Source organism: Streptomyces sp. NPDC033845 (assembly GCF_055576225.1).
The window spans coordinates 17,792-44,697 of the sequence record NZ_JBVIRI010000013.1 but is presented as its reverse complement, the minus strand read 5'-3'; the positions used below and the strand labels follow the sequence as shown (position 1 = coordinate 44,697).

The window sequence follows — 26,906 nt, the reverse complement described above, 5'->3', positions numbered from 1 at the left end:
CTTAAGATGCCTCAACTCCCTTGCGCACCCCGTCGATCAGCCGGTAGGCCTCCCGCAGATCCCGCCCCTGATAGACCCAGGTGGCACGCTCCGCGAGATACGGCCGGGCGTTGACCGCCACCGAGACCGGCACCGCCCCGAAGAGCACCGCGTCGGTCATCGAGTCCCCGTAGGCCACGCAGTCGGCCCGGGTCAGCCCGAAGCGCTCGCACAGCCGGTCCGCGACCTCCAGCTTCCCCTCCGGGGTCAGTAGGCCGGCCAGTTCCACGGGCCGGGTGAAGGGCACCTCGGGGAAGACCGAGCCGTGCGCCGCGTGCGCGCCCCACTCCAGCAGCAGTTCCACGAAGAAGGACGGGGACAGCGAGATCACCGCGCAGTACTCCCCGCGCTCCCGGATCTCCTGCCACACCTCCCTAATCCCGGCCAGCCAGGGCGCCCCGTCGAAGGCCGCCCGCACATGCGCCCGGGTCAGCCCCGACCACAGGGAGTGCACCCCCACCGCGAACTCCGGCGGGCCGATCTCCCGGGCGCTGAAGGCGCGCTCCAGTTCCGCGATCTCGGTCAGCAGGCCCAGCTGCCGGGAGAGCTCCACGGGGGCCGCCGTGCCGTACATCAGGGTGCCGTCGAGATCGAACAGGTGCAGGCGGGTCATGGGAACGAGGCTAGTGCGTGCGTTTCACGTGAAACAGCGTGTTTCACGTGAAACACCAAATCCTCTGGACGCCCCCCTGGTGATGATCCAGTCTGGGCCGGTGACACCATCACCCCTCACCGAGCTGCCGGTACGCCCGCTGACCGTGGGCGATCTGCCCCGCTGCGCCGATCTCTCCGAAGACCGCGGCTGGTACCGCGAGGACCACAAATGGGGGCTGCTGCTGACCGCCGGCACCGGCTACGGGATCGACGCACCCGACGGGAACGGCCTGGCCGCCGCCTGCACGGTCACCCGCTACGGGATCTCGCCCGATCTGGCGGCCATCGGAATGGTCCTGGTCGCCGAGCGCTACGCACGCCAGGGCCTGGGCCGGCATCTGATGACCCAGGTCTGCGACGAGACCCTCCGGGGAATCCCGCTGACCCTGCACGCGACCCCGCTGGGCCGGCCCCTCTACGAACAGCTCGGGTTCAGCACCCTCGGCCATGCGGAGATGCTCCGCGGCAGCTTCCGCCCCGAGCCCGGAGTGGACACCTCCGGGGTCCGCCCCGCCACCGCCGCCGACCTCCCGGCCGTCCTCCGCCTCGACCAGGAGGTGCTCGGCACCGACCGCACCCACCTGCTGATGCGGCTCCCGGCCTTCGCCGAACAACTGCTGGTCGCCGAGGACCGGAGCGGCGCCCTGGTCGGCTTCGCCGCGGCCTGGCGCAACACCGACAGCGATGTGATCGGCCCGCTGATCGCCGCCGACACCGCCACCGCCCGGTCCCTGGTGACCGCCCTCGCCGCCGGCACCGAGCGGCCGCTGCGCACCGACGTGGACCTGCGGCACGGTGAACTGCTGGCCTGGCTGACCGCACGCGGTCTGGAGCCGGTCGCCCGGAACACCGTGATGGCCCGCTCGCTGGCGGACCTCCCCGGCCAGTGGACCCGCCGCTTCGCCCCCCTCACCGTCGCCGCCTAGAAAGGACCTGCCGTGAGCGACCTCAGCATCCGGCCCGCCACCGAGGACGATCTCGGGGCCATCGTGGCGATGCTCGCCGACGACCCGCTCGGCGCCACCCGGGAGTCCCCCGGGGACCTCGCCCCGTACCGTGCCGCGTTCGCCCGGCTGGCCGGGGACCCCCATCAGCACCTGGTGGTCGCCGAGCGGGCCGACCGGGTGGTCGGCACCCTGCAGCTGACCCTGATTCCCGGACTCTCCCGCCAGGGCGCCACCCGGTCCCTCATCGAGGGGGTCCGGGTGCACGCCGAGGAGCGCGGCAGCGGTCTGGGGACGGTCCTCATCGAGTGGGCGGTGGCGGAGTCCCGCCGGCAGGGCTGCCAGCTGGTCCAGCTCACCTCGGACGTCACCCGCACCGACGCGCACCGGTTCTACGAGCGCCTCGGGTTCACCGCCTCGCACGTGGGGTTCAAGCTCCAGCTCTGAACCGGCCCCTGGCGGGGAACGGTCAGCCGATGCCCCGCCAGCCCTGCGGGTCCACCCCGCCGGGCACCTCGGCCTCCGGGTCGTAGGGAAGCCGGGTGAACGCGAAGGATCCCAGGTCGAGCCGGCGTACCGAACCGTCCGGGGCCCGTACCGCCCGCAGGGTCTCCCCCGCGTAGTAGCCGCTCAGCCCGGTCCAGGCGCCCTCCGGGGCGGACCGGAAGCGGGCCGCCCGGCCCATGGCCCCGACCGGGCCCAGTTCCAGGGTCCCGTCGGCGGTCAGCCGCAGCACGAACGGGGTGGTCCCCCAGTACCAGGGGCCGACCAGTTCCAGGGCGACCGGATCCGCCTCCCGGAACGGCCTCCACGGCTCCGGGATCCTCGGTTCGGCATCCGCCACGATCCCGATCAGGTCCATCGCCACCGAGGAGGCCGGCACCCCCGAGGTGCAGTTGGCCAGCACCACCGCGGCCAGGTCCTCGGTTTCGCTGAACCAGAGCCCCGCCACGAACCCGGGCAGGGAGCCGGAGTGCCCGGCCAGCCGCCGGCCGGCCGACTCCTGGAGCTGGAGCCCCAGGCCGTAGCCCCATTCGGCGATCCCGGGCTCCGGCGGCGAGGCGGCCGTCCGCATCTCGCGCACCGATCCGGCGCTCAGCACCCGCTCGTCCCCGCCGGTCAGGAACATCGCGAACCTCGCCAAGTCCTTTGTGGTCGACCACAGTTGACCGGCGGCGGCCATCAGCCCCAGGTCCTCGGCGGGCTCCGGGAGCATCACGTCCGCCCAGGGGTGCACCGCCCAGCCGCCGGCATGGGGCTGACTCGGCCGCGCTCCGGTGCGGTCCAGCCCCAGGGGCTCCAGGACCTCCTCCCGCAGCGCCTCTTCCCAGGGTCGCCCGCGCAGCTCGGCGACCAGCGAACCCAGCAGGGTGTAACCGGGGTTGGAGTAGTGGTGCCGGCGCCCCGGCGGGTGCAGGAACGGCTGCCCGCCCAGTACGTCGGAGAGCTCCGGCCGCAGCCCGGCCGGGGTCCGCTCCCACCACGGGCCGGGGGTCTCGGCGGCCAGCCCGCCGGTGTGCGAAAGCAGTTGGGCGATGGTGACCTCACCGACCCCGGTGCCCGGCAGATGCTTGTCCAGCGGGTCCGAGAGGTCCAGCAGCCCCTCGTCCCTCAGCCGCATCACCAGGACCGCGGTGAAGGTCTTGCTGATCGACCCGATGCGGTACTGGACCCCGCCGTCAGGGCCGTGCCCGGGCATCATCGTCCGGGAGCCCTCCCAGACCACCTCCCCGCCCCGGGCCACGGCGGCCACCAGCGAAGGGGACCGCCCCTCCGTCTGCGCCACCGCGATCCGGTGCAGCAGGGACCGCCGGGTGCCGGGAAGCAGCGCTGTGTCCGCTGGCATGTCAGTCATGCCCCGGATGCTACGTGTTGGCCATGTCCACGAACCGCGAATAATGGCCCTGGAAGGCCACCGTGATGGTCGCCGTCGGGCCGTTTCGGTGCTTGGCCACGATCAGGTCCGCCTCGCCGGCCCGCGGGGACTCCTTCTCGTAGGCGTCCTCGCGGTGCAGCAGGATCACCATGTCCGCGTCCTGCTCGATGGAACCCGATTCACGCAGGTCCGAGACCATCGGCTTCTTGTCCGTGCGCTGCTCGGGGCCACGGTTGAGCTGGGACAGCGCGATCACCGGGACCTCCAGCTCCTTGGCCAGCAGCTTCAGGTTCCGGGACATGTCCGAGACCTCCTGCTGGCGGCTCTCGGGCCGCCGGGAACCACCCGACTGCATCAGCTGGAGGTAGTCGATGACCACCAGTTGGAGGTCGGCCCGCTGCTTCAGCCGCCGGCACTTCGCCCGGATCTCCATCATCGACAGGTTCGGCGAATCGTCGATGTAGAGCGGGGCGGCCGACACGTCCGGCATCCGCCGGGCCAGCCGGGTCCAGTCGTCGTCCGTCATCGTGCCGGAGCGCATGTGGTGCAGCGCCACCCGGGCCTCGGCGGACAGCAGGCGCATCGCGATCTCGTTGCGGCCCATTTCCAGGGAGAAGATCACGCTCGGCAGATTGCTCTTGATCGAGCAGGCCCGGGCGAAGTCCAGCGCCAGGGTGGACTTGCCCATCGCGGGACGGGCCGCGATCACGATCATCTGGCCCGGGTGCAGACCGTTGGTCAGCGAGTCCAGGTCGGTGAACCCGGTGGGCACCCCGGACATCTGGCCGCTGCGGGAGCCGATCGCCTCGATCTCGTCGAGGGCGCCCTCCATGATGTCGCCCAGCGGCAGGTAGTCCTCGGAGGTGCGCTGCTCGGTGACCGCGTAGATCTCCGCCTGGGCGCTGTTGACGATCTCGTCGACGTCCCCGTCGGCGGCATAGCCCATCTGGGTGATCTTCGTGCCGGCTGCCACCAGCCGCCGGAGCACCGCCCGCTCGTGGACGATCTCCGCGTAGTACTCGGCGTTGGCCGCCGTGGGGACCGACTGGACCAGGGTGTGCAGATAGGCGGCGCCGCCCACCTTGGAGATCTCGCCGCGCCGGGTCAGCTCGGCGCCGACCGTGATGGGGTCGGCGGGCTCACCCTTGGCGTAGAGGTCGAGGATCGCCTGGTAGATCGTCTCGTGCGAGGGCCGGTAGAAGTCATGGCCCTTGAGGACCTCGACCACGTCGGCGATCGCGTCCTTGGACAGCAGCATGCCGCCCAGCACCGACTGCTCGGCGTCCAGGTCCTGCGGGGGGACCCGCTCGAACCCGCCTCCGCCGTCCCAGGAACCGCCCTCGCGGCCCCGGTCGTGCTGCTCCTCGCCCCGGCCCCGGCCCTCGCCTCGGCGCGAACGGGAGACGGGCAGACGGTCTCCAGGACCACTGTCGGCCCAGGGGTCGTCCATGGGCTCGGGAACGCTCACCGGGCCGCCTCCTCACGTCCGCGGAGCGGACCTCGCCGTGTCATTCTTTCTACGACACGGCTCTGACATTTGGGGCACCCGAAACCGCGCTCGGCGCGTCGGGCAACGCACAACGGTAGGGCCGCGGACGACGTCAGCCAATCTTGTTATCCACAGGGTGTGTGGATGAGATGTGGATGACGGGCCCCAAGCTGTGGGTAACTCGGTTCCACCTGTGTACGGACCGGGGGACGACGCTGTGGACAAAATCACGCGACCCACCCCGTTACCCCACCTGACCTGCGCTTTCCCTGTCCACGCCCTGTGGGCGAGAAAATAATTTCCCACCGCCTGAAGATCGCCCCGGATGGGCTGCGAGGAACGCCCACGTCAGGCCGTCAGTAAGGGTTCCAAATGCCTTGCATCCATTACCTGTGGAAGATTAGATTGAGCGCATGACACTGGCCCCCGAGATACCCAAGGCCGGACCGAGGCGACACGACCGCGAGATCTTCGCGCTCGCCGTCCCCGCCTTCGGGTCCCTCGTCGCCGAGCCCCTCTTCGTGATGGCCGACAGCGCCATCGTGGGGCACCTCGGTACCCCCCAGCTCGCCGGTCTCGGCATCGCGGCCGCACTGCTCACCACCGGTGTCAGCGTGTTCGTCTTCCTCGCCTACGCCACCACCGCCGCGGTGGCCCGCCGGGTCGGGGCCGGCGACCTTCAGGCCGCCATCCGGCAGGGCATGGACGGCATCTGGCTGGCCCTGCTGCTCGGGGCCCTCGTCGTCGTCGCCGTACTGGCCGGGGCCTCCTGGCTGGTCTCCGCCTTCGGCGCCTCCGACACCGCCACCCCCTACGCCCTGACCTATCTCAGGATCTCCGCCCTGGGCCTGCCCGCCATGCTGATGGTCCTGGCCGCCACCGGGGTGCTGCGCGGCCTCCAGGACACCCGTACACCGCTGTACGTGGCCATCGGCGGGTTCACCGTGAACCTGCTGCTCAACATCGGGCTGGTCTACGGCGCCGGCCTGGGCATCGCCGGCTCCGCCTGGGGCACCGTGCTCGCCCAGTGGGCCATGGCCGCCGTCTACCTGGTCGTGGTGATCCGCGGCGCCCGGCGGCACGGGGCCTCGCTCCGCCCCGACTCCTCCGGCATCCGGGCCTGCGCCCGGGCGAGCGCGCCCCTGCTGGTCCGCACGCTCTCGCTGCGGGCCTCGCTGCTGCTCGCCACGATGGTCGCCGCCCGGCTGGGCGACACCGATATCGCCGCCCACCAGATCCTGATCTCGCTGTGGAGCCTGCTCGCCTACTCCCTGGACGCCATCGCCATCGCCGGCCAGTCGATCATCGGCCGCTATCTGGGCGCGGGGGACACCGAGGGGGCCCGGGCCGTAGGCCGGCGCATGGTGCAGTGGGGGATCGTCTCCGGGGTGGTGCTGGGCCTCCTGGTCGTGCTGACGCGGCCGCTGTTCATCCCACTGTTCACCTCGGACCCCGCAGTGGAGGCGGCCCTGCTGCCCGCCCTTCTGGTGCTCGCCGTCTCCCAGCCGATCGCGGGCATCGTGTTCGTCCTCGACGGGGTGCTGATCGGTGCGGGCGACGGGCCCTATCTGGCCTGGGCCATGCTGGTCACCCTGGCCGTGTTCGCCCCGGCCGTCCTGCTGGTGCCGGTGGTCGGCGGCGGTCTGACCATGCTCTGGTGGGCCATGACCCTGCTGATGGCGGTCCGGATGGTCACCCTCCAGCTGAGGGCGCGCTCGGGCCGCTGGCTGGTCACCGGAGCCACCCGCTGAGGGCTGTTTCACGTGAAACAGCGCCGTCCTCGGGTGCCTGTTTCACGTGAAACAGCCGCGCACACGGCGAAGGGCCGCACCCCGGAGGGTGCGGCCCTTCACTGCAGAGCGGATCGCTGGGACAGCGATCAGGCGGCGACGACCTCGACGCCCAGGTTCGCGACCACGTCGGCGTGCAGACGCACGGAGACCTGGTAGGAACCGAGGGTCTTGATCGGCGAACCGAGCTCGACGCTGCGCTTGTCGACCTTCGGACCACCCGAGGCCTCGATCGCCGAGGCGATGTCGGAGGGGGTCACGGAGCCGAAGAGGCGGCCGGCGTCACCCGAGCGGGTGGCCAGACGGACCTTCGTGCCCTCAAGCTTGGCCTTGACCTCGTTGGCCTGCTCGATGGTCGCGATCGCGTGGATCTTGCGGGCGCGGCGGATCTGCGCCACGTCCTTCTCGCCACCCTTGGTCCAGCGGATCGCGAAACCACGCGGGACCAGGTAGTTGCGAGCGTAGCCGTCCTTGACGTCGACGACATCGCCGGCGGTACCGAGGCCAGAGACCTCGTGGGTCAGGATGATCTTCATTATTCGGTCACCCTTTCCTTAGCGCGCGGTGGACGTGTAGGGCAGCAGAGCCATCTCACGGCTGTTCTTCACGGCCGTGGCGACGTCACGCTGGTGCTGCGTGCAGTTGCCGGTAACGCGGCGGGCACGGATCTTGCCGCGGTCGGAAATGAACTTCCGCAGCATGTTCGTGTCCTTGTAGTCCACGTAAGCGGTCTTGTCCTTGCAGAACGCGCAGACCTTCTTCTTAGGCTTGCGCACAGGCGGCTTCGCCATGGTGTTTCTCCTGTGTGATCAAGAAGTTTGGGTACGGGCTGCCCTAGAAGGGCGGCTCGTCCGAGTAGCCGCCGCCGGAACCGCCGGAGCCGCCGGAGTTTCCACCCCAGCCACCCCCGCCGCCCTGCTGCTGGCCGCCGCCGGCCGGTGCGCTGGAGGCCCAGGGGTCGTCGGAGGAAGCTCCGCCGCCGCCCTGCTGGCCGCCGGGGGCTCCACCCCAGCCGCCGCCACCACCGTTACCGCCTTGCTGGCCACCGCCGCCGCCGTATCCACCCTGGCCACCGCGGCCGGTGGTCTTGGCGACCTTGGCCGTGGCGTTCTTCAGGCTGGGGCCGACTTCCTCGACGTCCAGCTCGTAGACCGTGCGCTTGACACCCTCACGGTCCTCGTACGACCGCTGCCTCAGCCGGCCCTGCACGATGACGCGCATGCCGCGCTGGAGCGACTCGGCGACGTTCTCGGCCGCCTGCCGCCACACCGAGCAGGTCAGGAACAGGCTCTCGCCGTCCTTCCACTCGTTGGTCTGGCGGTCGAAGGTGCGGGGGGTGGACGCGACACGGAACTTCGCGACCGCCGCACCCGAGGGGGTGAAGCGCAGCTCGGGGTCGTCGACGAGATTGCCGACGACCGTGATGACGGTCTCGCCTGCCATGGATGAACCTCTCGGCGGGGTGTGCTGGCTGCTAGTGCTACTCGGACCCGATTACGCTGAACCGAGGTTCAGTGGGTCTCGGGGCGGAGGACCTTGGTCCGGAGGACCGACTCGTTCAGGTTCATCTGGCGGTCGAGCTCCTTGACGACCGCAGGCTCGGCCTGCAGGTCGATGACCGAGTAGATGCCCTCGGGCTTCTTCTTGATCTCGTAAGCGAGACGACGACGGCCCCAGGTGTCGACCTTCTCGACCTTTCCGTTGCCCTCACGGACGACGGAGAGGAAGTTCTCGATCAGCGGGGAGACAGCGCGCTCCTCGAGATCGGGGTCGAGGATGACCATCACCTCGTAGTGACGCATGTGGAACCCACCTCCTTTGGACTCAGCGGCCACGGTCGTTCCGTGGCAGGAGGGTCGTGATGCGTTGCGCACGGTGCCAACAGACACCAGTGCAGTCGTACAGCGTACCTGCTCACCTCCTTCCGGTTGAAATCCGGCAGGAGAGGACCACAATCTGTAGGGATCGGGTGTGCGCGATGCTATGCCCGCCTCAGCCAGGAGGTGCCTTGCGATGGCACAGGCAAGCCAGTCCCCCATCTCCCTGCTCGCCACCGACGGCAAGCCCCACCCCCTGCAGGACACCCTGCTCGCGGTGACGCTCGTCCTCGGCGCCGTGGCGTTCGTCACGGCCTTCTTCCACAACCTGCATCTGCTCAGCTCCTGGACGGGGCTGATCGGCATCCTCACCGGCGGCTATGGACAGTTCATCTCCGAGACGACACGCGAGCGCTTCGCACTGATCATCGGCCTCGGCGCGTCCGCGATCGGCTTCTTCCTCGGCATGGCGCACGGCGGCCTGTTCGGCGGCGTGATCGGCTGACCGGGGCACCTCTCCGGCAGGGCGCCCCTTGTCCCCCGGATGGGTGGCGCCCTTGTCACAGTAGGCTTCGCGGCATACCAGCGAAGCCGCCGGAGGAGACGCCCCGCATGAGCCTGTCCCTGAGGACCATCAGCCGAGAGCAGCATCTGGCCTATCTCCAGAGCCTGCCCTCGGCTAGTCACTGCCAGGTCCCGGCGTGGGCCGACGTCAAGAACGAATGGCGGAACGAGAACCTCGGATGGTTCGACGCGTCCGGTGAACTGGTCGGCGCCGCCCTGGTGTTGTACCGCCAGCTGCCCAAGGTGAAGCGCTACCTGGCCTACCTCCCGGAGGGCCCGGTCATCAACTGGTACGCCCCCAATCTGGAGGAGTGGCTCCAGCCGATGCTGGCCCACCTCAAGCGCCAGGGCGCGTTCACCGTGAAGATGGGCCCGCCGGTGGTCATCCGCCGCTGGAACTCCACGGCCATCAAGGCCGGAATCCAGGACCCGGACGTCAAGCGGCTGCGCGACGTCGAGGCCTCGCACATCGAGCCGCGCGCCTTCGAGGTGTCCGACAAGCTGCGCCGGATGGGCTGGCAGCAGGCCGAGGACGGCGGCGCCGGCTTCGGTGACGTCCAGCCCCGGTACGTGTTCCAGGTGCCGCTGGCCAACCGCTCCCTGGACGACGTCCTCAAGGGCTTCAACCAGCTGTGGCGCCGGAACATCAAGAAGGCCGAGAAGGCCGGCGTCGAGGTGGTCCAGGGCGGCTACGACGACCTGCCCACCTGGCAGCACCTGTACGAGATCACGGCCGAGCGGGACAAGTTCCGCCCGCGCCCGCTCAGCTACTTCCAGCGCCAGTGGACGGCCCTCAACAGCGAGGACCCCAACCGGATGCGGCTGTACATCGCGCAGCACGAGGGCGAGCCGCTGGCGGCCGCCACCATGCTGACCGTCGGTCAGCACGTCTGGTACTCCTACGGGGCCTCGGCCAACCACAAGCGCGAGGTGCGTCCTTCCAACGCCATGCAGTGGCGGATGCTCCGGGACGCGTACGCGCTCGGGGCCAGCGTCTACGACCTGCGCGGCATCAGCGACACTCTGGACGAGAACGACCACCTGTTCGGTCTGATCCAGTTCAAGGTGGGCACCGGCGGCGAGGCCGTCGAGTACGTCGGCGAGTGGGACTTCCCGCTCAACAAGATGCTGCACAAGGCGCTCGACATCTACATGTCGCGCCGCTGAGAGAAGGGGTCCCGACGGGCATGGCGCTCACGCTCTACGTCGACACCGCGCGCTGGCGTGCGCACCAGAAGCAGGTGTTCGACCAGTTCCCCGGGCTCATCCCGGTCTGCAAGGGCAATGGCTACGGATTCGGTCACGACCGGCTCGCCGAGGAGGCGACCCGGCTGGGCACCGATGTCCTCGCGGTCGGCACGACCTACGAGGCCGCGAAGATCAAGGACATGTTCAGCGGGGACCTGCTGGTCCTGACCCCGTTCCGGCGGGGCGAGGAACCGGTGCCGCTGCCGGACCGGGTGATCCGCTCGGTGTCCTCGGTGGACGGGGTCCGCGGGCTGGTCGGAGCCCGGGTGGTCATCGAGTGCATGAGCTCGATGAAGCGGCACGGGGTGTCCGAGCAGGACCTGGGCCTGCTGGCCGGGGCCATCGAGGACGTCCGGCTGGAGGGCTTCGCCCTGCACCTCCCGCTGGACCGACCGGACGGCTCGGACGCGGTGGAGGAGGTCATCGGCTGGATGGACCGGCTGCGGGCGGCCCGGCTGCCGCTGCACACCATGTTCGTCAGCCACCTCCGCGCGGAGGAGCAGGCCAGGCTCCAGCAGCAGTTCCCGCAGACCCGCTTCCGGGCCCGGATCGGCACCCGGCTCTGGCTGGGCGACCACGAGGCGACCCGCTACCGGGGCTCGGTCCTGGACGTCACCCGGGTGGCCAAGGGCGACCGGTTCGGCTACCGGCAGCAGAAGACCGCCTCGGACGGCTGGCTGGTGGTCGTCGCGGGCGGCACCTCCCACGGGGTGGGCCTGGAGGCCCCGAAGGCCCTGCACGGTGTGATGCCGCGCGCCAAGGGAGTGGCCCGGGCCGGCCTGGCCACGGTGAACCGGAACCTTTCGCCGTTCGTCTGGGACGGAAAGCAGCGGTGGTTCGCGGAGCCCCCGCACATGCAGGTGTCGATCCTGTTCGTGCCCTCGGACGCCGCCGAGCCGAAGGTGGGCGACGAGCTGGTCGCCCACCTGCGTCACACCACGACTCAGTTCGACCGGTCCGTGGACATCTGACCCCAGTCCACCCGCTGTCCCTCCGAGGGCGCCGCCCCGTGCGGCGCCCTCGCCGCGTCCCCGAACACGAACACGTCCTCGGCACCGTCCAGGACACCGCCGGAGGGGTCGTCGACGCCGTCCCTGCGGACCGGGTCCTTCTCCGGGCGCAGGATGTCCCGCAGGACCATGGCGCACAGGTAGAGGGTGCCGAGCAGATGGGCGGCGATGGCCAGCTGGTAGCCCTCCACCGGCAGGCCCAGGTGCTTGTCCCCGCTGGTGGTGTAGGCGAGGTACATCCAGATGCCCAGGAAGTAGCCGACCTCGCAGGCCTGCCAGATCAGGAAGTCCCGCCAGCGCGGCCGGGCGAGCGCGGCCAGCGGGATCAGCCAGAGCACGTACTGCGGCGAGTACACCTTGTTGGTCAGGATGAACACCGCGACCACCAGGAAGGCCAGCTGGGCGAACCGGGGCCGGCGGGGGGCGGTCAGGGCCAGCAGCCCGATCCCGGCGCACAGCAGCAGGGTCAGCCCCGTGGCATACGTGTTGGCGCCGTCCAGGGGGTTGCCGGAGCGCTGCGAGATCAGCAGCCAGACCGAACCGAAGTCCACGGGCCGTTCCTGGCTGAAGGTGTAGAACTTCGTCCAGCCCTGCCAGGCACCCAGCATCACCGGCAGGTTCACCAGCAGCCAGGAGCCCGCCGCGCCCAGCAGGGCGGTCCCCAGGGGGCGCCACTTGCCGGCCCGCCAGCAGAGCACGAACAGCGGGCCGAGCAGCAGCACCGGGTACAGCTTGGCGGCGGTGGCGAGACCGATCAGGATGCCGAAGGCCAGGGCCCGCCCCCGGGACCAGGCGAGCATCGCGGCGGCCGTCAGGGCGATCGCCAGCAGGTCCCAGTTGATGGTGGCGGTGAGGGCGAAGGCCGGCGCCAGGGCGAACAGCAGGGCGTCCCAGGGGCGGCGGCGGTGGGTGCGGGCCACACAGACGGCGATGACGGCGGCGCAGGCCATCAGCATGCCCGCGTTGACCATCCAGTAGATCTGCTCGCGGTGCTGCATGGTGCCGCTGCCCGGGGTCAGCCAGGAGGCGACCTCCATGAAGAGCCCGGTGAGCACCGGGTACTCCAGGTACTCCATGTCCCCGGACAGCCGGTCGAAGTACGGGGTGAGGTTGTCGGCGAAGCCGCGGACCGCGTACAGGTGCGGGATGTCGGAGTAGCAGGCGTGGGTGTACTGGGAGCTGGCCCCCTGGAACCACGCCCAGTTGTAGCAGGGCAGTTTCTGCACCATGCCCAGGGCGAACATGCCGATGGCGACGAGGACCACGACCCGTACCGGGTTCAGCCAGTGGCCGCCGAAGAGGGCGTGCCGGCCGAGCGGGCCGCCGATGATCTCGCTGCCGGCGGCGGCCACCTCGTCCTGGCGGGTGGGCGGTACGGGGTGGTCCTCGTGCACCTGGGTCATGCGGTCATCCTGCCGCACCCGGCTCAGCCATCGGAGTCCCCGGTGGGTCCCCAGATGGTCGAGCCGTCGGTGCCCCCGGCGTCGTTGCCGCCGGTACCGCCGTCGGTGGTGCCGCCGGGGCGGCCCGGCTTGCCGGTCCTGCTCGGCGAGGGGCTGGGATCGTCGCTGGGTCCTCCGTCGGCGCCGCCGTCACCGGTGCCGCCGTCGTTGCCCCCGCCGCCGTTGTCCTGGCCGTCGGTGGTGCCGGCGTCGGAGTTGCAGTCCCACTGCCAGGGCTTGCAGGTGGGCTTGGGGCCCTTGGTGCGGCTGGGCGAGGGGGTCGGGGAGGGGTCGGGCTCCTCCTCGGACTCCGACGGGGAGGGAGACGGCGAGGGGGAGGGGGTCGGCGAGGGCGCGCCCTTGCCGTCGGCCTTGACGCCGATGTCCTCGGCCTCCGGGAACTCCGTCCTCGGCTGCCCCTTGAGCGCGGCCTTCATGTAGTCGGTCCAGATCACGGTGGGGATGTCACCACCGTGGATGGAGTCGACCCCGCCGGTGCCGTTCATCGACAGCAGGGTCTTGACCTTGGCGTCGGGGTCGCTGCGGAAGAGGGTGACGGCGGTGGAGAGCTGAGGGGTGTAGCCGACGAACCAGGCCGACTTGTTCTTGTCGGTGGTGCCGGTCTTGCCGGCGGCCGGCCGGCCGAGCTTCTTGGCCTTGGTCGCGGTGCCGTTCTCGACCACGTTCTGGAGCATCTTGGTGATGTTGTCGGCGACGGCGTTGTCCATCGCGCGCGTCTGCTGGTGCTTGTCGAACCCGGGCAGGTCCTCGCCCTTGTACCGCACCTGGGTGACCGAGTAGGGGTCGTTGTGGGTGCCCGAGGAGGCGAAGGCCGCGTACGAGTTGGCCATCCGGATGGCGCTGGGCGTGGAGGTGCCGAGCGCGAAGGAGGCGTCGTTGTTCGGGTTCATCGACTCTTCGAGGATGCCGGTGGACTGCGCCACCTTGCGGACCTTGTCATGGCCGACATCGAAGACGAGCTGGGCGAACGGGACGTTGATGGACTTCTCCATCGACTCGTTCAGGGTGGTCCAGCCGAAGCGCGTGGGGCTCTCGTTCTTCTGCCGGAACGGCTTGCCGTACTTGTCCCGCAGCGGGTCGCCGTCCCGGTTGTTGATCACGGTGAGGTCGTTGGCCTGGTACTTGCTGTCCGCCGAGATGCCCTGGCCGTCGGAGTTCTGGGTGCCGTACTCCATGGCCGCGGCCATCACATAGGGCTTCCAGGTGGAGCCGACCGGGACGCCTGAGGTGTTGGCGTTGTTGTTGAAGTACTTCTTGTCCCAGCCGGGGCCGCCGTAGAGGGCGACGATGGCGCCGGACTTGACGTCCACGGAGGCCGCGCCGAACTGCACGAACTTGTCGTGGTTCGGGCGCTTCTTCTCGTCGAGGAAGTCCTTGCGGGTGTCGTCGACGGCCTTGGTGAGGGCCTCGACCTTCTGCCGGTCGAAGGTCGTCTTGATCCGGTAGCCGCCCTTGGCGAGCTGCTCGACGGTGAGGCCGGTGGTCTTCATGACGTACTGCTTGGCCGTCTCGACCAGATAGCCCTTCTGCCCGGTGAGCGAGCGGGCCTCGGCCGAGTCGATGAGCTTGGGGAAGCCGGCCTTCTTGACCTCGTCGCGCTCCTCGGAGGTCATCCGCTTGACCTCGACCTCACGGTCCAGGACCCAGTTCCAGCGCTCCTCGGCCCGCTTCGCGTTGAGCTCGGGGGTCGCGGCGCTGCCGATGCCACCGTCCGGGTTGTAGAGGTTGGGGCCCTTGAGGATCTGGGCCAGGAAGGCGGTCTCTCCGGGGTTGAGCTTCTCGCAGTCCTTGCCGAAGTAGGCACGGGCGGCGGCCTGGATGCCATAGGCGTCACGGCCGTAGTAGGCCGTGTTCAGGTAGCCGGCGAGGACCTCGTCCTTCTCCTCCGTGAAGCCGAGCTTGATCGAGATGAAGAGCTCGGTGACCTTCCGCTTGAGGGTCTGCTCGGAGGTCAGGAAGGTGTTCTTGACGTACTGCTGGGTGATGGTCGAGCCGCCCTGGGTGGAGCCGCCGGTGGCCATGTTGTAGACGGCGCGCCCGACACCCATCGGGTCCACGCCCTTGTCCGTCTCGAAGGACTCGTTCTCGGCCGCGATCACCGCGTTCCGCATGGACAGCGGGATCTGCTCGATCTTCACGATCTGCCGGTTGGTGCTGCCTCCGGTGGCCGCCATCTGGGAGTTGTCGGACCAGAGGTAGACGTTGTTCTCCGCCTCGGCCGACAGATGGGCGTCCGGGGTGTTGACCATCGCGATACCGATACCGGCCCCTGCCGTCACGATCGCGAAGAAGCCGAGGGCGGTGCCGCCGACCAGCTTCCAGGAGGGCACGAAGCGCTGCCAGCCGTGCTTGTCGGACCGCGGGTAGTTGATGAACCGCTTGTCCGGACGTCCGCCCCCGGCCGCCGCACCGCGGCCACGGCCGCCGCTCCCACCGCTTCCGCCACCACTGCCACGGCCTCGGCCGGCCGCCCGGCGGGCCTCGGCACGGCCGCCCGAGGGCGGACCGCCGTACGGGTCCCCGTAGGAACCACTGGGTGATGCGGTCGGGACATCGCGGCCGGAGCCGCGCTGGCCGGCTCGACGGGAAGCTGCGCGGCCGCCCCCCTGCGGCTGCGGCGCTCTGCGGCGGTGCTCGCTCATGGCGCACAGACTACGCACGCTCAAAACCCAACCAGTGCCGAAGTTCACCCCAAATCAGGCAACTTGCCTAGCGCAAATCAGTGATGTGACACCGGTCACCATGGCTCCCCTTGTCGATGGGGGCCACCCGTTCTATCGTCTGGATGTATCGAGTCGATACATCGGCCCGACATGACATACGGGACTCTGAGGCGGGGGAGGGAGCTGGCGGGTGAGCCGACGCTCCGGCATCCTCGAATTCGCCGTTCTCGGGCTGCTCCGCGAATCCCCCATGCACGGGTACGAACTGCGCAAGCGGCTCAACACCTCGCTGGGGATATTCCGGGCCTTCAGCTACGGGACGCTCTACCCCTGCCTCAAGACGCTGGTCGCCAACGGCTGGTTGATAGAAGAACCCGGAAGCGCTCCGGAGGACGCACTCGCCGCTTCACTCGCAGGACGGCGGGCCAAGATCGTCTACCGGTTGACGGCCGCGGGCAAGGAGCATTTCGAGGAACTGCTCTCCCACACCGGCCCGGAGACCTGGGAGGACGAGTCCTTCGCCGCCCGCTTCGCCTTCTTCGGCCAGACCGAACGAGAAGTGCGGATGCGGGTGCTGGAGGGCCGTCGAAGCCGGCTGGAGGAGCGCCTGGAGAAGATGCGCGGCTCCATCGCCCGCACCCGGGAGCGCCTCGACGACTACACGCTCGAACTCCAGCGCCACGGCATGGAGTCAGTGGAGCGCGAAGTGCGCTGGCTGAACGAGCTCATCGAGAGTGAGCGGGCGGGACGGGACCAGAGAAGTCCCGGTCCGTCCGACGAAACCGAAAAGTGAGGCCTGCAAGCTTGCAGGCCTCGACCGAGAACAAACAGGGAGCAACCGGAATGGGTTCGGTTCGCGTAGCCATCGTCGGCGTGGGCAACTGCGCCGCCTCGCTGGTGCAGGGCGTCGAGTACTACAAGGACGCCGACCCGGCCACCAAGGTCCCGGGTCTGATGCACGTGCAGTTCGGCGACTACCACGTCGGTGACGTCGAGTTCGTCGCCGCCTTCGATGTCGACGCGAAGAAGGTCGGCCTCGACCTCTCGGACGCCATCGGCGCCAGCGAGAACAACACCATCAAGATCTGCGACGTCCCCCGCAAGGGCGTGACCGTGCAGCGCGGCCACACCCTGGACGGTCTGGGCAAGTACTACCGCCTGACCATCGAGGAGTCCGCCGAGGCCCCGGTCGACATCGTCCAGGTCCTCAAGGACAAGCAGGTCGACGTTCTGGTCTGCTACCTGCCCGTGGGTTCCGAGGAGGCCGCGAAGTTCTACGCGCAGGCCGCCATCGACGCCAAGGTCGCGTTCGTCAACGCCCTCCCGGTCTTCATCGCCGGCACCAAGGAGTGGGCGGACAAGTTCACCGAGGCCGGTGTCCCGATCGTCGGCGACGACATCAAGTCGCAGGTCGGCGCGACCATCACGCACCGCGTGATGGCCAAGCTGTTCGAGGACCGCGGTGTCCGTCTTGAGCGCACCATGCAGCTCAACGTGGGCGGCAACATGGACTTCAAGAACATGCTGGAGCGCGACCGCCTGGAGTCCAAGAAGATCTCCAAGACCCAGGCCGTCACCTCGCAGATCCCCGACCGCGAGCTCGGCGAGAAGAACGTCCACATCGGCCCGTCCGACTACGTGGCGTGGCTCGACGACCGCAAGTGGGCCTACGTCCGCCTCGAAGGCCGTGCCTTCGGCGACGTCCCGCTGAACCTTGAGTACAAGCTCGAGGTCTGGGACTCCCCGAACTCCGCCGGTGTCATCATCGACGCCGTGCGCGCCGCGAAGATCGCCAAGGACCGCGGTATCGGTGGCCCGATCCTGTCGGCCTCCAGCTACTTCATGAAGTCCCCGCCGGTCCAGTACTTCGACGACGAGGCCCTGGCCAACGTCGAGAAGTTCATCAAGGGCGAGGTCGAGCGCTAAGCACGACGGACCGGGCGGACCGAGGGTTCGCCATGTCTTCCGCGGAGGGTCCCCGGGCATCTTGCCCGGGGACCCTCCGCGTGTGTGAACCTTGCCCACATGGCTGTCGTACGGGATCTGCGCGTGCTGCTGCGCCTGAGGTACTTCCGTGGTCTGCTCGCGGTACGACTGCTGTCCCAGGCGGCCGACGGGGTGTACCAGGTCTCCTTGGCCACCTATGTGGTGTTCTCCCCGGAGAAGCAGACCTCACCCGCCGCCATCGCCTCCGCCATGGCGGTGCTCCTGCTTCCCTATTCGCTGGTCGGCCCCTTTGCCGGGGTCCTGCTGGACCGGTGGAGCCGCCGGCAGGTCTTCCTCTACGGCAATCTGCTGAGGGCCTTCCTGGCCTGTGTGACCGGAGTGCTGATCGTCGCGGGGGTACCGGACTGGCTGTTCTACGCCTCGGCCCTGTCGGTCACCGCCGTCAACCGGTTCGTCCTGGCCGGGCTGTCCGCCTCGCTGCCCCGGGTGGTCGGGCGGGAACAGCTGGTCACGGCGAACTCCCTCTCACCGACCGCGGGGACCCTGGCCGCGACCGCCGGGGCGGGGGCGGCGTTCCTGCTGCGGGTGCCGGCCGACGGGTCCGACGCGGTGGTGGTCCTCTTCGGAGCCGCGCTCTATCTGGGGTCCGCCCTCACCTCCCTGCGGCTGCCGGTGGATCTTCTGGGCCCGGATCCGGATCCGGGCCGGCGGGCCCCCTCGGTGGCGGAGGCAGTGGCTTCCACCGTGCGCGGGATGGCCGCCGGGCTGCGGCATCTGGGCGAGCGGCGGGAGGCGGCCCAGGCACTGGCCTCGGTCACCCTGATGCGGTTCTGCTACGGCGCGCTGACCGTGATGCTGCTGATGCTCTGCCGGTACTCCTGGTCGGAGGACGAGTCGGCGGGGCTGGCCCTGCTGGGGCTGGCCGTCGGGGTCTCGGGGGCCGGGTTCTTCGGTGCTGCCCTGATCACCCCCTGGGCCGCGGGTCGGCTGGGCACCCGGAACTGGATCGTCGTCTGCGCGGCGGCCGCCTCGGTGCTGGTGCCGGCCCTGGGGCTGTTCTTCCGCCCGGGACCGATGCTGGTGGCCGCCTTCGTCCTGGGGCTGGCCACCCAGGGAGCGAAGATCGCCACCGACACCGAGGTCCAGTCCCGGGTGGACGACGGGTTCCGCGGCCGGGTGTTCTCCGTCTACGACGTCCTGGTGAACGTCGCCTTCGTGAGTGCCGCGGCCGTGGCCGCGCTGATCCTTCCGCCCGACGGGAGGTCCGTGCCGCTGGTGCTGGGCGTGGCCGCGGTCTACGCGGGGATCGCGGTGGGGCTGGCCCGGCACGGCCGACGTTTCACGTGAAACAGCGCCGTCTTCCGGTGCCCTGTTTCACGTGAAACATCGAGCCGGTCAGGCCTGGGCGGCCCACCACTCCTTGAGTGCGGCCACCGCGGCCTCCCGCTCCATCGGGCCGTTCTCCAGTCGGAGGTCCAGCAGGAAGGCGTAGGCCTGTCCGATGACCGGGCCAGGGCCCACGTCGAGGACCTTCATGATCTCGTTGCCGTCCAGGTCGGGGCGGATCGAGTCGAGCTCCTCCTGCTCCTGGAGCTGCGCGATACGGTCCTCCAGCCCGTCGTAGGCGCGGGAGAGCGCATTGGCCTTGCGCTTGTTCCGGGTGGTGCAGTCGGACCGGGTCAGCTTGTGGAGCCGGGTCAGCAGCGGGCCGGCGTCCCGGACGTAGCGGCGGACCGCGGAGTCGGTCCAGTCCCCGGTGCCGTATCCGTGGAAGCGCAGGTGCAGCTCGACCAGCCGCGAGACATCCTTGATCATCTCGTTGGAGTACTTCAGCGCGGTCAGCCGCTTGCGGGTCATCTTGGCGCCCACCACCTCGTGGTGGTGGAAGGAGACCCGGCCGTCGGACTCGAACCGGCGGGTACGCGGCTTGCCGATGTCGTGCAGCAGGGCGGCCAGCCTCAGCACCAGGTCGGGGCCGTCCTCCTCCAGGGCGATGGCCTGCTCCAGCACGATCAGCGAGTGGTCGTAGACGTCCTTGTGCCGGTGGTGCTCATCGCTCTCCAGCCGCAGGGCCGGCAGCTCGGGCAGCACCCGGGCGGCCAGCCCGCTGTCCACCAGCAGGCCCAGGCCCTTGCGGGGGTGGTCCGAGAGCAGCAGCTTGTTCAGCTCGGCCTGGACCCGCTCGGCCGAGACGATCTCGATCCGCTCGGACATGGCCTCCATCGCGGCGACCACCTCGGGGGCCACCTCGAAATCGAGCTGGGCGGCGAACCGGGCGGCCCGCATCATGCGCAGCGGATCGTCGGAGAAGGAGTCCTCGGGGGTGCCCGGGGTCCGCAGGATCCGGCCTGCCAGGTCGTCCAGGCCACCGTGCGGGTCGATGAACTCCTGCTCGGGAAGGGCCAGGGCCATGGCGTTGACCGTGAAGTCGCGGCGGACCAGGTCCTCCTCGATGGAGTCGCCGTAGGAGACCTCGGGCTTGCGGGAGGTCCGGTCGTAGGCCTCGGACCGGTAGGTGGTGACCTCGATCTGGAAGCTCCGGTCGGTGTCCCCGACCCGGGCCTCCTTCTGGCAGCCCACGGTTCCGAAGGCGATACCGACATCCCATACCGAATCCGCCCAGGGGCGGACGATCCGCAGGACGTCCTCCGGCCGGGCGTCGGTGGTGAAGTCGAGATCGTTGCCGAGACGCCCGAGCAGCGCGTCTCGGACGGAGCCGCCGACCAGGGCGAGGCGGAAGCCCGCCTCCTGGAAACGGCGTCCGAGCTCGTCGGCGACAGGGGCGACCCGCAGCAGTTCTTCCACCGCGCGGTGCTGCACCTGACTCAGGGCGCTGGGGTTGTCTTCGTTGGCGTTCGGCACAACAGAAAAGGGTACGTGCCCCGCCCGCGGGGAGCGCCCCCGTTTACCGGTACCCCGGGGCACCGGCGCCGCCGGCCCGCACCGATCATGTGGAGCAGTGCGCGGCACTCGCGCACAGCGGGCCTCGTTACCATGCGTGGACGCACAAACGACGACCACTGACACCGAGGGACGGGCGAGCGCGTTGGCCGATCCGGCAGACACGGGAGACACGCGAGCCGCCGAGGGGCGGCCCCCCGCCCCTGCCCGGCGCCGCTGGCTGCGGCGCGCCGTCGTCCTGCTCGCGGGCACACCCGTACTGGCCGGCCTGGTGTACGCACCGGCACCGGAGGCCGAGGCGGCCCCCGCTGCCTCCGGCAGCGTGGACGTACAGCTCCAGTCGATGGCGCCCACCGCCCCGGTGAAGGGCGACACTCTCACCATCACCGGCACCGTGACCAACACCGGATCGGAGACGATCACCGGCGCCCATGTCGGTCTGCGGGTCGGCAGTGCCCCGCTGACCAGCAGGGACGCCATCGACAACGTCTCCGAGCGGACCCGCTACCGGCCCGGTGTGGACCCGTCGGAGGTCGACGACGAGTTCGCGGTGGCCGTGCCGTCCCTGCCCTCGAAGGTCGCCCACGAGTTCAGCCTCAAGGTTCCGGTGAACAAGCTGGACCTGGACGAGGACGGGGTCTACCAGCTCGGCGTCTCCCTCTCCGGCGGCACCGCCAGCCGGCCCTCCAAGCAGGTCCTCGGCATCGAGCGGACCTTCCTGCCCTGGCAGCCGGAGGCCGCCGCCAAGCGCTCCCAGCTCACCTTCGTCTGGCCGCTGATCTCCACCACCCGGCTCACCGCCGAGACCCTGCCCGACGAGACCCAGACCCCGGTGTTCCTCGACGACAGCCTCGCCGCGGACCTCGACACCGGCGGCAGGCTGGAACAGATGGTCTCGCTGGGCCGGGACCTCCCCGTCACCTGGGTCATCGACCCCGACCTGCTCTACACGGTCGACGCGATGACCAAGGGCTACCGGGTGCGCACCCCGGACGGCGGGACGGTCCAGGGCCCCAGCCGGGCGATCGCCGAGCGCTGGCTGAACTCCCTGGAGGCCGCCGTCCAGGGCAAGAAGGTCGTGGCCCTGCCGTTCGCCGACCCCGACATCGCCTCCCTCGCCCATCGCGGCAGGAACGTGTCGGGCAGCCTGGGCCAGCTGAGACCGGCCACCGACAAGGCGGCCCAGGCCGTCGAGACGGTGCTGCACATCACCCCGTCCACCGACTTCTCCTGGCCCGTGGAAGGCGCGATCGACCCCTCGATCGTGAACGTCGCCACCTCGGCCGGCGCCCACAACGTGCTCACCCGCAGTGACAGCCTCCAGGAGACCGGCAGCCTCGGCTACACCCCCTCGGCGGCCCGGCCCATCGGGGCCGGCACCACCGCGGTCGTCGCCGACGCCCGGCTCTCCACCGCCTTCCAGGGCGACATGCTGACCGCCGAGAGCTCCACCCTCGCGGTCCAGGAGTTCCTCGCCCAGACCCTGGCCCTGAACCTCCAGCGCGGCGAGGCCCAGCGCAGCTTCGTGGTCACCCCCCAGCGGATGCCCACCACCAGCCAGGTGCAGAGCATGGCGCAGGCCCTCCGCGGCCTCCAGGGCGGCCGCTGGACCAACCCGCTGGACCTGGAGGCGGCCGCCAAGGCCAAGCCCGACACCCGGGCCAACCGCCAGGTGCCCGGCGCCGGCCGCTACCCGGCGTCGCTGCGCCGCTCGGAGCTCCCGCAGGCCGCGTTCGAGAAGATCCGCACCACCCAGAACGAGCTGGACCGCTTCAAGGAGATCCTCAGCGCCCCGGACCGGGTCGCGATCCCCTTCGGCAACACCATCAACCGGGAGATGTCCACCTCCTGGCGCGGCCGGCCCCAGGAGGCACGGACCTACCGCGACGAGGTCCAGCAGTACCTGGTGGACCTCACCGAGAAGGTCCGGCTGATCCGGAAGTCCGACATCACCCTCTCCGGGCACAGCGCCACCATCCCGGTCACCGTCCAGAACGGCCTGGTCCAGGACGTCCAGGGACTGGTGCTGCGGCTGAAGTCGGCCAACCCCACCCGGCTGATGTTCGAGGACGAGCACGGCGAGGACCGCCAGGAGGTGTCCCTCCAGGGCGGCCACAGCCAGACCGTGAAGTTCATCGCCAGCGCCACCGCGAGCGGCCCCGTCGAGGTCACCGCGCAGCTGTTCACCAAGGACGGCGTGCCCTACGGCAAGCCGCGCACGTTCACCGTCGAGGCCACCGAGATCACCTCCACCGTGATGCTCGTCATCGCCGGCGGAGTACTGCTCCTCGTCCTCGCGGGCATCAGGATGTACACCGCCCGCAAACGGGTCGCCGCCCGTGAGGCCGCCGTACAGAGCACGCAGCCGAGTGACGAGACCCCGGACACCGGACGGCAAAGCACCGGCACGTCCGGGTCGAGTGAGACAGTGGACCGTTGAGCGACGCCGTGGCCTTTCGGCCTGGGGACGATGAGGTGGGGTTTCGATGAACGCGCCGTACGACGGTGACCGGGCGCAGGGCGCCGGCGGGCCCGCGCCCGCCCAGGGCACGGCACCGGGCAACCCGGTGACCGGACAGGTCCCACCGCCCGCCCCCGCGCCCGACCGCGACCCGTATGTCCAGGACGCCTACGACTACGACCCGTACCGGTCCCAGGACCTCTCCGCCCAGGACCCGGTGACCGAGGCCCTCTACGACCGTGCCGCGCACCCGCCGCCGCCCCCGGGCACCTACCGGGAGACCGGCCCGCTCTACGCGGCCCCGATGGCACCGCAGCACGCCCCGGACCCCCGGGTCTGGGCCCAGACCCCGCCGCCCGAGCCGGACTTCCAGTCCCGGAACATGCCCTACGGAGAGCACGCCGCCACCACCCAGTTCGTCGGGGTGGACGCCCTGGTCACCGAGGCCGCGGACGCCGAGCCCCAGCCCGACGCCTTCGCGCACCTCTACCGCGACCAGCAGGCCGCCCCCCGGGCCGTCGTGGAGGAGGCCCCGGTCGCCGCGCCCGCCCCGGCCAAGCCGGCCGGACGCGCCTCCAGCGTGCTGAAGTCCAGCGCCCTGATGGCCGCGGGCACGATCGTCTCCCGTATCACCGGCTTCCTGCGCACCCTGGTGATCGCCGCCGCCATCGGTGTCGGCACCTTCAACGACACCTACCAGATCGCCAACACCCTCCCCACGATGATCTACGTGCTGGTCGGTGGCGGCGCCCTGAACGCCGTCTTCATCCCGCAGCTGGTGCGGGCCATGAAGAACGACGAGGACGGCGGCCAGGCCTACGCCAACCGGCTGCTGACCCTCGTGGTGGTCCTGCTGGCGGGTGTCACCACCGTCTGCGTGCTGGCCGCCCCGCTGTTCATCACCATGATGTCCCCGAAGATCGCATCGGACCCGCAGCAGATGGACGTGGCCGTCGCCTTCGCCCGCTACTGCCTGCCCACCATGTTCTTCATGGGCGTCCACGTGGTCCTCGGTCAGATCCTCAACGCCCGGGGCCGCTTCGGCGCGATGATGTGGACCCCGGTCCTCAACAACATCGTGGTCATCACCACCTTCGGCGCCTTCATCTGGGCCTTCGGCGGGTTCACCACCTCCGGTGTGAACGCCTCCACGGTCACCTCGGACGGCATCCGGCTGCTGGGCCTGGGCACCCTCCTCGGTCTGACCGTCCAGGCCCTGGCGATGCTGCCCTACCTCCGGGACGCCGGCTTCCGCCCCAAGCTCCGCTTCGACTGGCGGGGCCACGGCCTCGGCAAGGCCGCCCGGCTGGCCAAGTGGACCTTCTTCTTCGTCCTCGCCAACCAGGTGGGCCTGGTGGTCGTCACCCAGCTCGCCACCTGGGCCGGCTCGGTCGCCGAGAAGCAGGGCCACCCCGGCACCGGCATCACCGCCTACAACTACGCCCTGCTGCTCTGGCAGATGCCCCAGGCCATCATCACCGTCTCCGTCATGACGGCCGTGCTGCCCCGGATCTCCCGCTCCGCGCACGACGGCGACGCGGCCGCCGTGCGCGACGACATCTCCTACGGTCTGCGCACCTCGGCCGTGGCGATCGTCCCCTGCGCCTTCGCCTTCCTCGCGCTCGGCGTGCCCATGGCCACCCTGCTGTACGCGGGATCCGGATCCGGAGCCCAGAACATCGGCTACGTCCTGATGGCCTTCGGCCTCGGCCTGATCCCCTACTCCGTGCAGTACGTGGTCCTGCGCGGGTTCTACGCCTACGAGGACACCCGGACGCCGTTCTACAACACCGTGATCGTGGCCGGCGTCAACGCGGCGGGCTCCGCGATCGCCTTCTTCGTCCTGCCCGCCCGCTGGGCCGTGGTCGGCATGGCCGCCGCCTACGGACTGGGCTACGCGGTCGGTGTCGGCGTCGCCTGGCGCCGGCTGAAGACCCGTCTGGGCGGCGACCTCGACGGCGCCCACGTGATGCGCACCTACACCCGGCTCGGCGGGGCCTGCGTGCCCGCCGCCCTGGTGGCCGGCGCCGTGGCCTGGGGGATCACCCGGCTGCTGGGCAGCGGAGTCCTCGGTTCCCTGTCCGCGCTCCTCGCCGGTGGAATCGCCCTGGCGGCCGTGTTCCTGATCGCGGCCAAGCGGATGCGGATCGAAGAGCTCAACGCCATGGTCGGAATGGTGCGCGGACGCCTGGGTCGCTGATGCGCACAACCATCGGCGCCGACCGTGTGTCGTGCATAGCGCCGGACTGTGGGCACAATTGGCTTGGCTTCGCAGACTGGCCGACAGCGCGCAACGGATGGGGAGGCAGGAACGACGGTGGCGGAACGTAGCACGGCTGCCGTCGACGTGGCCGACAACAGTGGCGACGAGCCGCTGGCCGCGCAAGCGGAACAGGCCACGGCCGACGGGGTGGAAACCCAGAACGCCCGACAAGCCGCGGACGAGCCCATGCCCGAATCGGACGGCGAACGAAAGACCGCGGCACCCACGGCCGCGCCCGAACTCCACAGCGGCCACAAGCTCGCCAGACGCTACCGACTGGAAGAGTGCGTCACCCGTCTGGACGGATTCAGCAGTTGGCGCGCGATGGACGAGAAGCTGCGCCGTGCGGTGGGCGTCCACCTGCTGCCCGCCGACCACCCCAGGGCCCGCTCGGTCCTGGCCGCGGCCCGCTCCTCCGCCCTGCTCGGCGACCCCCGGTTCGTCCAGGTCCTCGACGCCGTCGAGGAGAACGACCTGGTCTACGTGGTCCACGAATGGCTCCCGGACGCCACCGAACTGACCGCCGTCCTCGCCACCGGACCGATGGAACCGCACGAGGCCTACCAGCTCGTCAGCCAGGTCTCCCAGGCCATGGCCGCCGCGCACCGGGAAGGCCTGGCGCACCTGCGGCTGACCCCCGGCGCCATACTGCGCACCTCCACCGGCCAGTACCGGATCCGCGGACTCGCCGTGAACGCCGCCCTCCGCGGCATCACCAGCGACAGCCCGCAGCGCACCGACACCGAGGCGATCGGCGCCCTGCTCTATGCCGCCCTCACCCAGCGCTGGCCCTACGAGACCGACGCCTACGGACTGACCGGCCTGCCCAAGGACGTCGGTCTGATCTCCCCGGACCAGGTCCGCGCCGGAGTCCACCGGGGCCTCGGCGAGCTCGCCATGCGCGCCCTCGCCAACGACGGCGCCACCGCCTCCAAGCAGGAACCGGCCTTCACCACACCGGAAGAGCTGTCCAAGGCCGTGGCCGCGATGCCCCGCATCCGGCCCCCGGAGCCCGCGTTCACCGCTCCGCCCGAATACCAGCACACCACCTACCAGCAGGGCAGCTACGGAGCCCCCCGGCCCGGCGCGCCCACCACCGCCGTACCGATGGCCCCGCCGCCGCCCCCGCTGCAGAGCCGTACCGGCAGGGCCCTCAAGTGGGCCGTCGCCGCCATGCTGATCGCCGCCCTCGGGCTGGGCAGCTGGCAGCTCGCCGACCGGCTCATCGACTACAGCGACCAGGACAACGGCACCGGCACACAGACCAACCAGCCGGCCCCCGGAGGCGACAAGGCGCCCGGGGTCAAGGAGCCCGTCCCGATCGGCATCAAGGGCGTCGAGGAGTACTACACGGACGGCAAGCCGCAGAACCTGGAAGGCGCCGTCAGCACCATCGACGGCAACCCCTCCACCTTCTGGCGGACCAAGAGCTACAACGACGGGCCCGTCCTCGCCCCCTTCAAGGAGGGCGTCGGGCTGGTCTTCGACCTCGGCTCCGAGCAGCAGGTCCGGGCCGCCTCGATAGGGCTGCTGAACACCGGTGACCACACCGCCATCACCCTCTACGCGGCGGACTCGGCCTCGGACTCGATCGGGGACATGAAGAAGATCGTCGGGGGGACCACGGAGGACGCCACCATGAGCCTGACCGCCGCGAAGCCGGTGGCGACCCGGTACGTGGTGCTCTGGCTGACGGCCGCGCCACAGGCCGCACGCACCGACTACAGCAAGGCCGGATACAAGCAGGGCATCACGGACGTGAAGTTCTCGGGCTGAA

Annotated in this window: 22 protein-coding genes; 12 read left to right on the top strand and 10 right to left on the bottom strand. The window is 70.1% G+C overall.

The window, feature by feature from the left end:
• Position 1: 1 nt before the first annotated feature.
• Positions 2-652, bottom strand: coding sequence for an HAD family hydrolase (locus ACZ50K_RS25895; RefSeq protein WP_468907336.1), 651 nt, complete (start codon positions 650-652; stop codon positions 2-4).
• Between the two features lie 82 nt (positions 653-734).
• On the opposite strand from ACZ50K_RS25895, the gene ACZ50K_RS25890 reads away from it, so the two are divergent.
• Positions 735-1,619, top strand: coding sequence for a GNAT family N-acetyltransferase (locus tag ACZ50K_RS25890; RefSeq protein ID WP_468907561.1), 885 nt, complete (start codon positions 735-737; stop codon positions 1,617-1,619).
• A 12-nt stretch (positions 1,620-1,631) separates the two neighbouring features.
• Positions 1,632-2,084 carry a GNAT family N-acetyltransferase gene (locus ACZ50K_RS25885; RefSeq protein ID WP_468907335.1) on the top strand — a complete coding sequence of 151 codons (453 nt, stop codon included), beginning with the start codon at positions 1,632-1,634 and terminating at the stop codon, positions 2,082-2,084.
• A gap of 22 nt (positions 2,085-2,106) precedes the next feature.
• Here ACZ50K_RS25885 and ACZ50K_RS25880 read toward each other — a convergent pair whose 3' ends face one another.
• Both ACZ50K_RS25880 and dnaB read right to left on the bottom strand, forming a co-directional pair.
• On the bottom strand, positions 2,107-3,483 hold the full coding sequence (locus tag ACZ50K_RS25880) for a serine hydrolase domain-containing protein (RefSeq protein ID WP_468907560.1): 1,377 nt from the start codon (positions 3,481-3,483) through the stop codon (positions 2,107-2,109).
• A gap of 19 nt (positions 3,484-3,502) precedes the next feature.
• Positions 3,503-4,981, bottom strand: coding sequence for a replicative DNA helicase (gene dnaB, locus ACZ50K_RS25875; protein ID WP_468907333.1), 1,479 nt, complete (start codon positions 4,979-4,981; stop codon positions 3,503-3,505).
• Between the two features lie 434 nt (positions 4,982-5,415).
• On the opposite strand from dnaB, the gene ACZ50K_RS25870 reads away from it, so the two are divergent.
• Positions 5,416-6,753 carry an MATE family efflux transporter gene (locus tag ACZ50K_RS25870; protein ID WP_468907331.1) on the top strand — a complete coding sequence of 446 codons (1,338 nt, stop codon included), beginning with the start codon at positions 5,416-5,418 and terminating at the stop codon, positions 6,751-6,753.
• Positions 6,754-6,881: 128 nt separating this feature from the next.
• Here ACZ50K_RS25870 and rplI read toward each other — a convergent pair whose 3' ends face one another.
• The 4 genes from rplI to rpsF all read right to left on the bottom strand — a co-directional run bounded on the left by rplI (position 6,882) and on the right by rpsF (position 8,594).
• A complete protein-coding gene (rplI, locus tag ACZ50K_RS25865; RefSeq protein WP_468907329.1) occupies positions 6,882-7,328 on the bottom strand; it encodes a 50S ribosomal protein L9 in 447 nt (148 codons plus the stop codon).
• 18 nt (positions 7,329-7,346) lie between these two features.
• On the bottom strand, positions 7,347-7,583 hold the full coding sequence (rpsR, locus tag ACZ50K_RS25860; RefSeq protein ID WP_005315025.1) for a 30S ribosomal protein S18: 237 nt from the start codon (positions 7,581-7,583) through the stop codon (positions 7,347-7,349).
• 43 nt (positions 7,584-7,626) lie between these two features.
• The gene (locus tag ACZ50K_RS25855) at positions 7,627-8,235 is read right to left on the bottom strand and encodes a single-stranded DNA-binding protein (RefSeq protein WP_468907327.1); all 609 of its coding nucleotides are present in this window, start codon (positions 8,233-8,235) and stop codon (positions 7,627-7,629) included.
• 68 nt (positions 8,236-8,303) lie between these two features.
• On the bottom strand, positions 8,304-8,594 hold the full coding sequence (rpsF, locus tag ACZ50K_RS25850) for a 30S ribosomal protein S6 (protein ID WP_004950685.1): 291 nt from the start codon (positions 8,592-8,594) through the stop codon (positions 8,304-8,306).
• A 211-nt stretch (positions 8,595-8,805) separates the two neighbouring features.
• On the opposite strand from rpsF, the gene ACZ50K_RS25845 reads away from it, so the two are divergent.
• From ACZ50K_RS25845 to ACZ50K_RS25835, 3 genes are all read left to right on the top strand, one after another.
• Complete coding sequence (locus ACZ50K_RS25845) at positions 8,806-9,114, top strand: hypothetical protein (RefSeq protein ID WP_468907326.1); 309 nt, start codon at positions 8,806-8,808, stop codon at positions 9,112-9,114.
• Between the two features lie 107 nt (positions 9,115-9,221).
• Positions 9,222-10,340 carry a lipid II:glycine glycyltransferase FemX gene (locus ACZ50K_RS25840; protein ID WP_468907325.1) on the top strand — a complete coding sequence of 373 codons (1,119 nt, stop codon included), beginning with the start codon at positions 9,222-9,224 and terminating at the stop codon, positions 10,338-10,340.
• 20 nt (positions 10,341-10,360) lie between these two features.
• Positions 10,361-11,392, top strand: coding sequence for an alanine racemase (locus ACZ50K_RS25835; RefSeq protein WP_468907323.1), 1,032 nt, complete (start codon positions 10,361-10,363; stop codon positions 11,390-11,392).
• Here ACZ50K_RS25835 and ACZ50K_RS25830 read toward each other — a convergent pair.
• Both ACZ50K_RS25830 and ACZ50K_RS25825 read right to left on the bottom strand, forming a co-directional pair.
• Entirely contained in the window at positions 11,365-12,834 is a 1,470-nt protein-coding gene (locus ACZ50K_RS25830; protein WP_468907322.1) for a glycosyltransferase family 87 protein, read from the bottom strand. The two genes, ACZ50K_RS25835 and ACZ50K_RS25830, sit on opposite strands and share 28 nt — an antisense overlap.
• Before the next feature lie 23 nt (positions 12,835-12,857).
• Entirely contained in the window at positions 12,858-15,536 is a 2,679-nt protein-coding gene (locus tag ACZ50K_RS25825; RefSeq protein ID WP_468907321.1) for a transglycosylase domain-containing protein, read from the bottom strand.
• A gap of 211 nt (positions 15,537-15,747) precedes the next feature.
• Here ACZ50K_RS25825 and ACZ50K_RS25820 point away from each other — a divergent pair, with 211 nt between their 5' ends.
• The 3 genes from ACZ50K_RS25820 (at position 15,748) to ACZ50K_RS25810 (ending at position 18,851) form a co-directional block, all read left to right on the top strand.
• Positions 15,748-16,350, top strand: a complete 603-nt coding sequence (locus tag ACZ50K_RS25820; protein ID WP_468907319.1) for a PadR family transcriptional regulator — start codon at positions 15,748-15,750, stop codon at positions 16,348-16,350.
• Positions 16,351-16,400: 50 nt separating this feature from the next.
• The gene (locus tag ACZ50K_RS25815) at positions 16,401-17,483 is read left to right on the top strand and encodes an inositol-3-phosphate synthase (RefSeq protein ID WP_468907318.1); all 1,083 of its coding nucleotides are present in this window, start codon (positions 16,401-16,403) and stop codon (positions 17,481-17,483) included.
• Between the two features lie 99 nt (positions 17,484-17,582).
• Positions 17,583-18,851, top strand: a complete 1,269-nt coding sequence (locus tag ACZ50K_RS25810) for an MFS transporter (RefSeq protein WP_468907316.1) — start codon at positions 17,583-17,585, stop codon at positions 18,849-18,851.
• Between the two features lie 48 nt (positions 18,852-18,899).
• Here the strand turns inward: ACZ50K_RS25810 and ACZ50K_RS25805 are convergent, their stop codons facing one another.
• Entirely contained in the window at positions 18,900-20,366 is a 1,467-nt protein-coding gene (locus ACZ50K_RS25805) for a CCA tRNA nucleotidyltransferase (RefSeq protein ID WP_468907314.1), read from the bottom strand.
• A gap of 184 nt (positions 20,367-20,550) precedes the next feature.
• Between ACZ50K_RS25805 and ACZ50K_RS25800 the strand changes: the two genes are divergently transcribed.
• The 3 genes from ACZ50K_RS25800 to ACZ50K_RS25790 all read left to right on the top strand — a co-directional run bounded on the left by ACZ50K_RS25800 (position 20,551) and on the right by ACZ50K_RS25790 (position 26,905).
• Complete coding sequence (locus tag ACZ50K_RS25800; protein WP_468907312.1) at positions 20,551-22,845, top strand: DUF6049 family protein; 2,295 nt, start codon at positions 20,551-20,553, stop codon at positions 22,843-22,845.
• A 46-nt stretch (positions 22,846-22,891) separates the two neighbouring features.
• Positions 22,892-25,066, top strand: a complete 2,175-nt coding sequence (gene murJ / locus ACZ50K_RS25795; RefSeq protein ID WP_468907311.1) for a murein biosynthesis integral membrane protein MurJ — start codon at positions 22,892-22,894, stop codon at positions 25,064-25,066.
• Positions 25,067-25,183: 117 nt separating this feature from the next.
• Complete coding sequence (locus ACZ50K_RS25790; RefSeq protein WP_468907310.1) at positions 25,184-26,905, top strand: protein kinase family protein; 1,722 nt, start codon at positions 25,184-25,186, stop codon at positions 26,903-26,905.
• The last annotated feature ends 1 nt before the right edge of the window (position 26,906 follow it).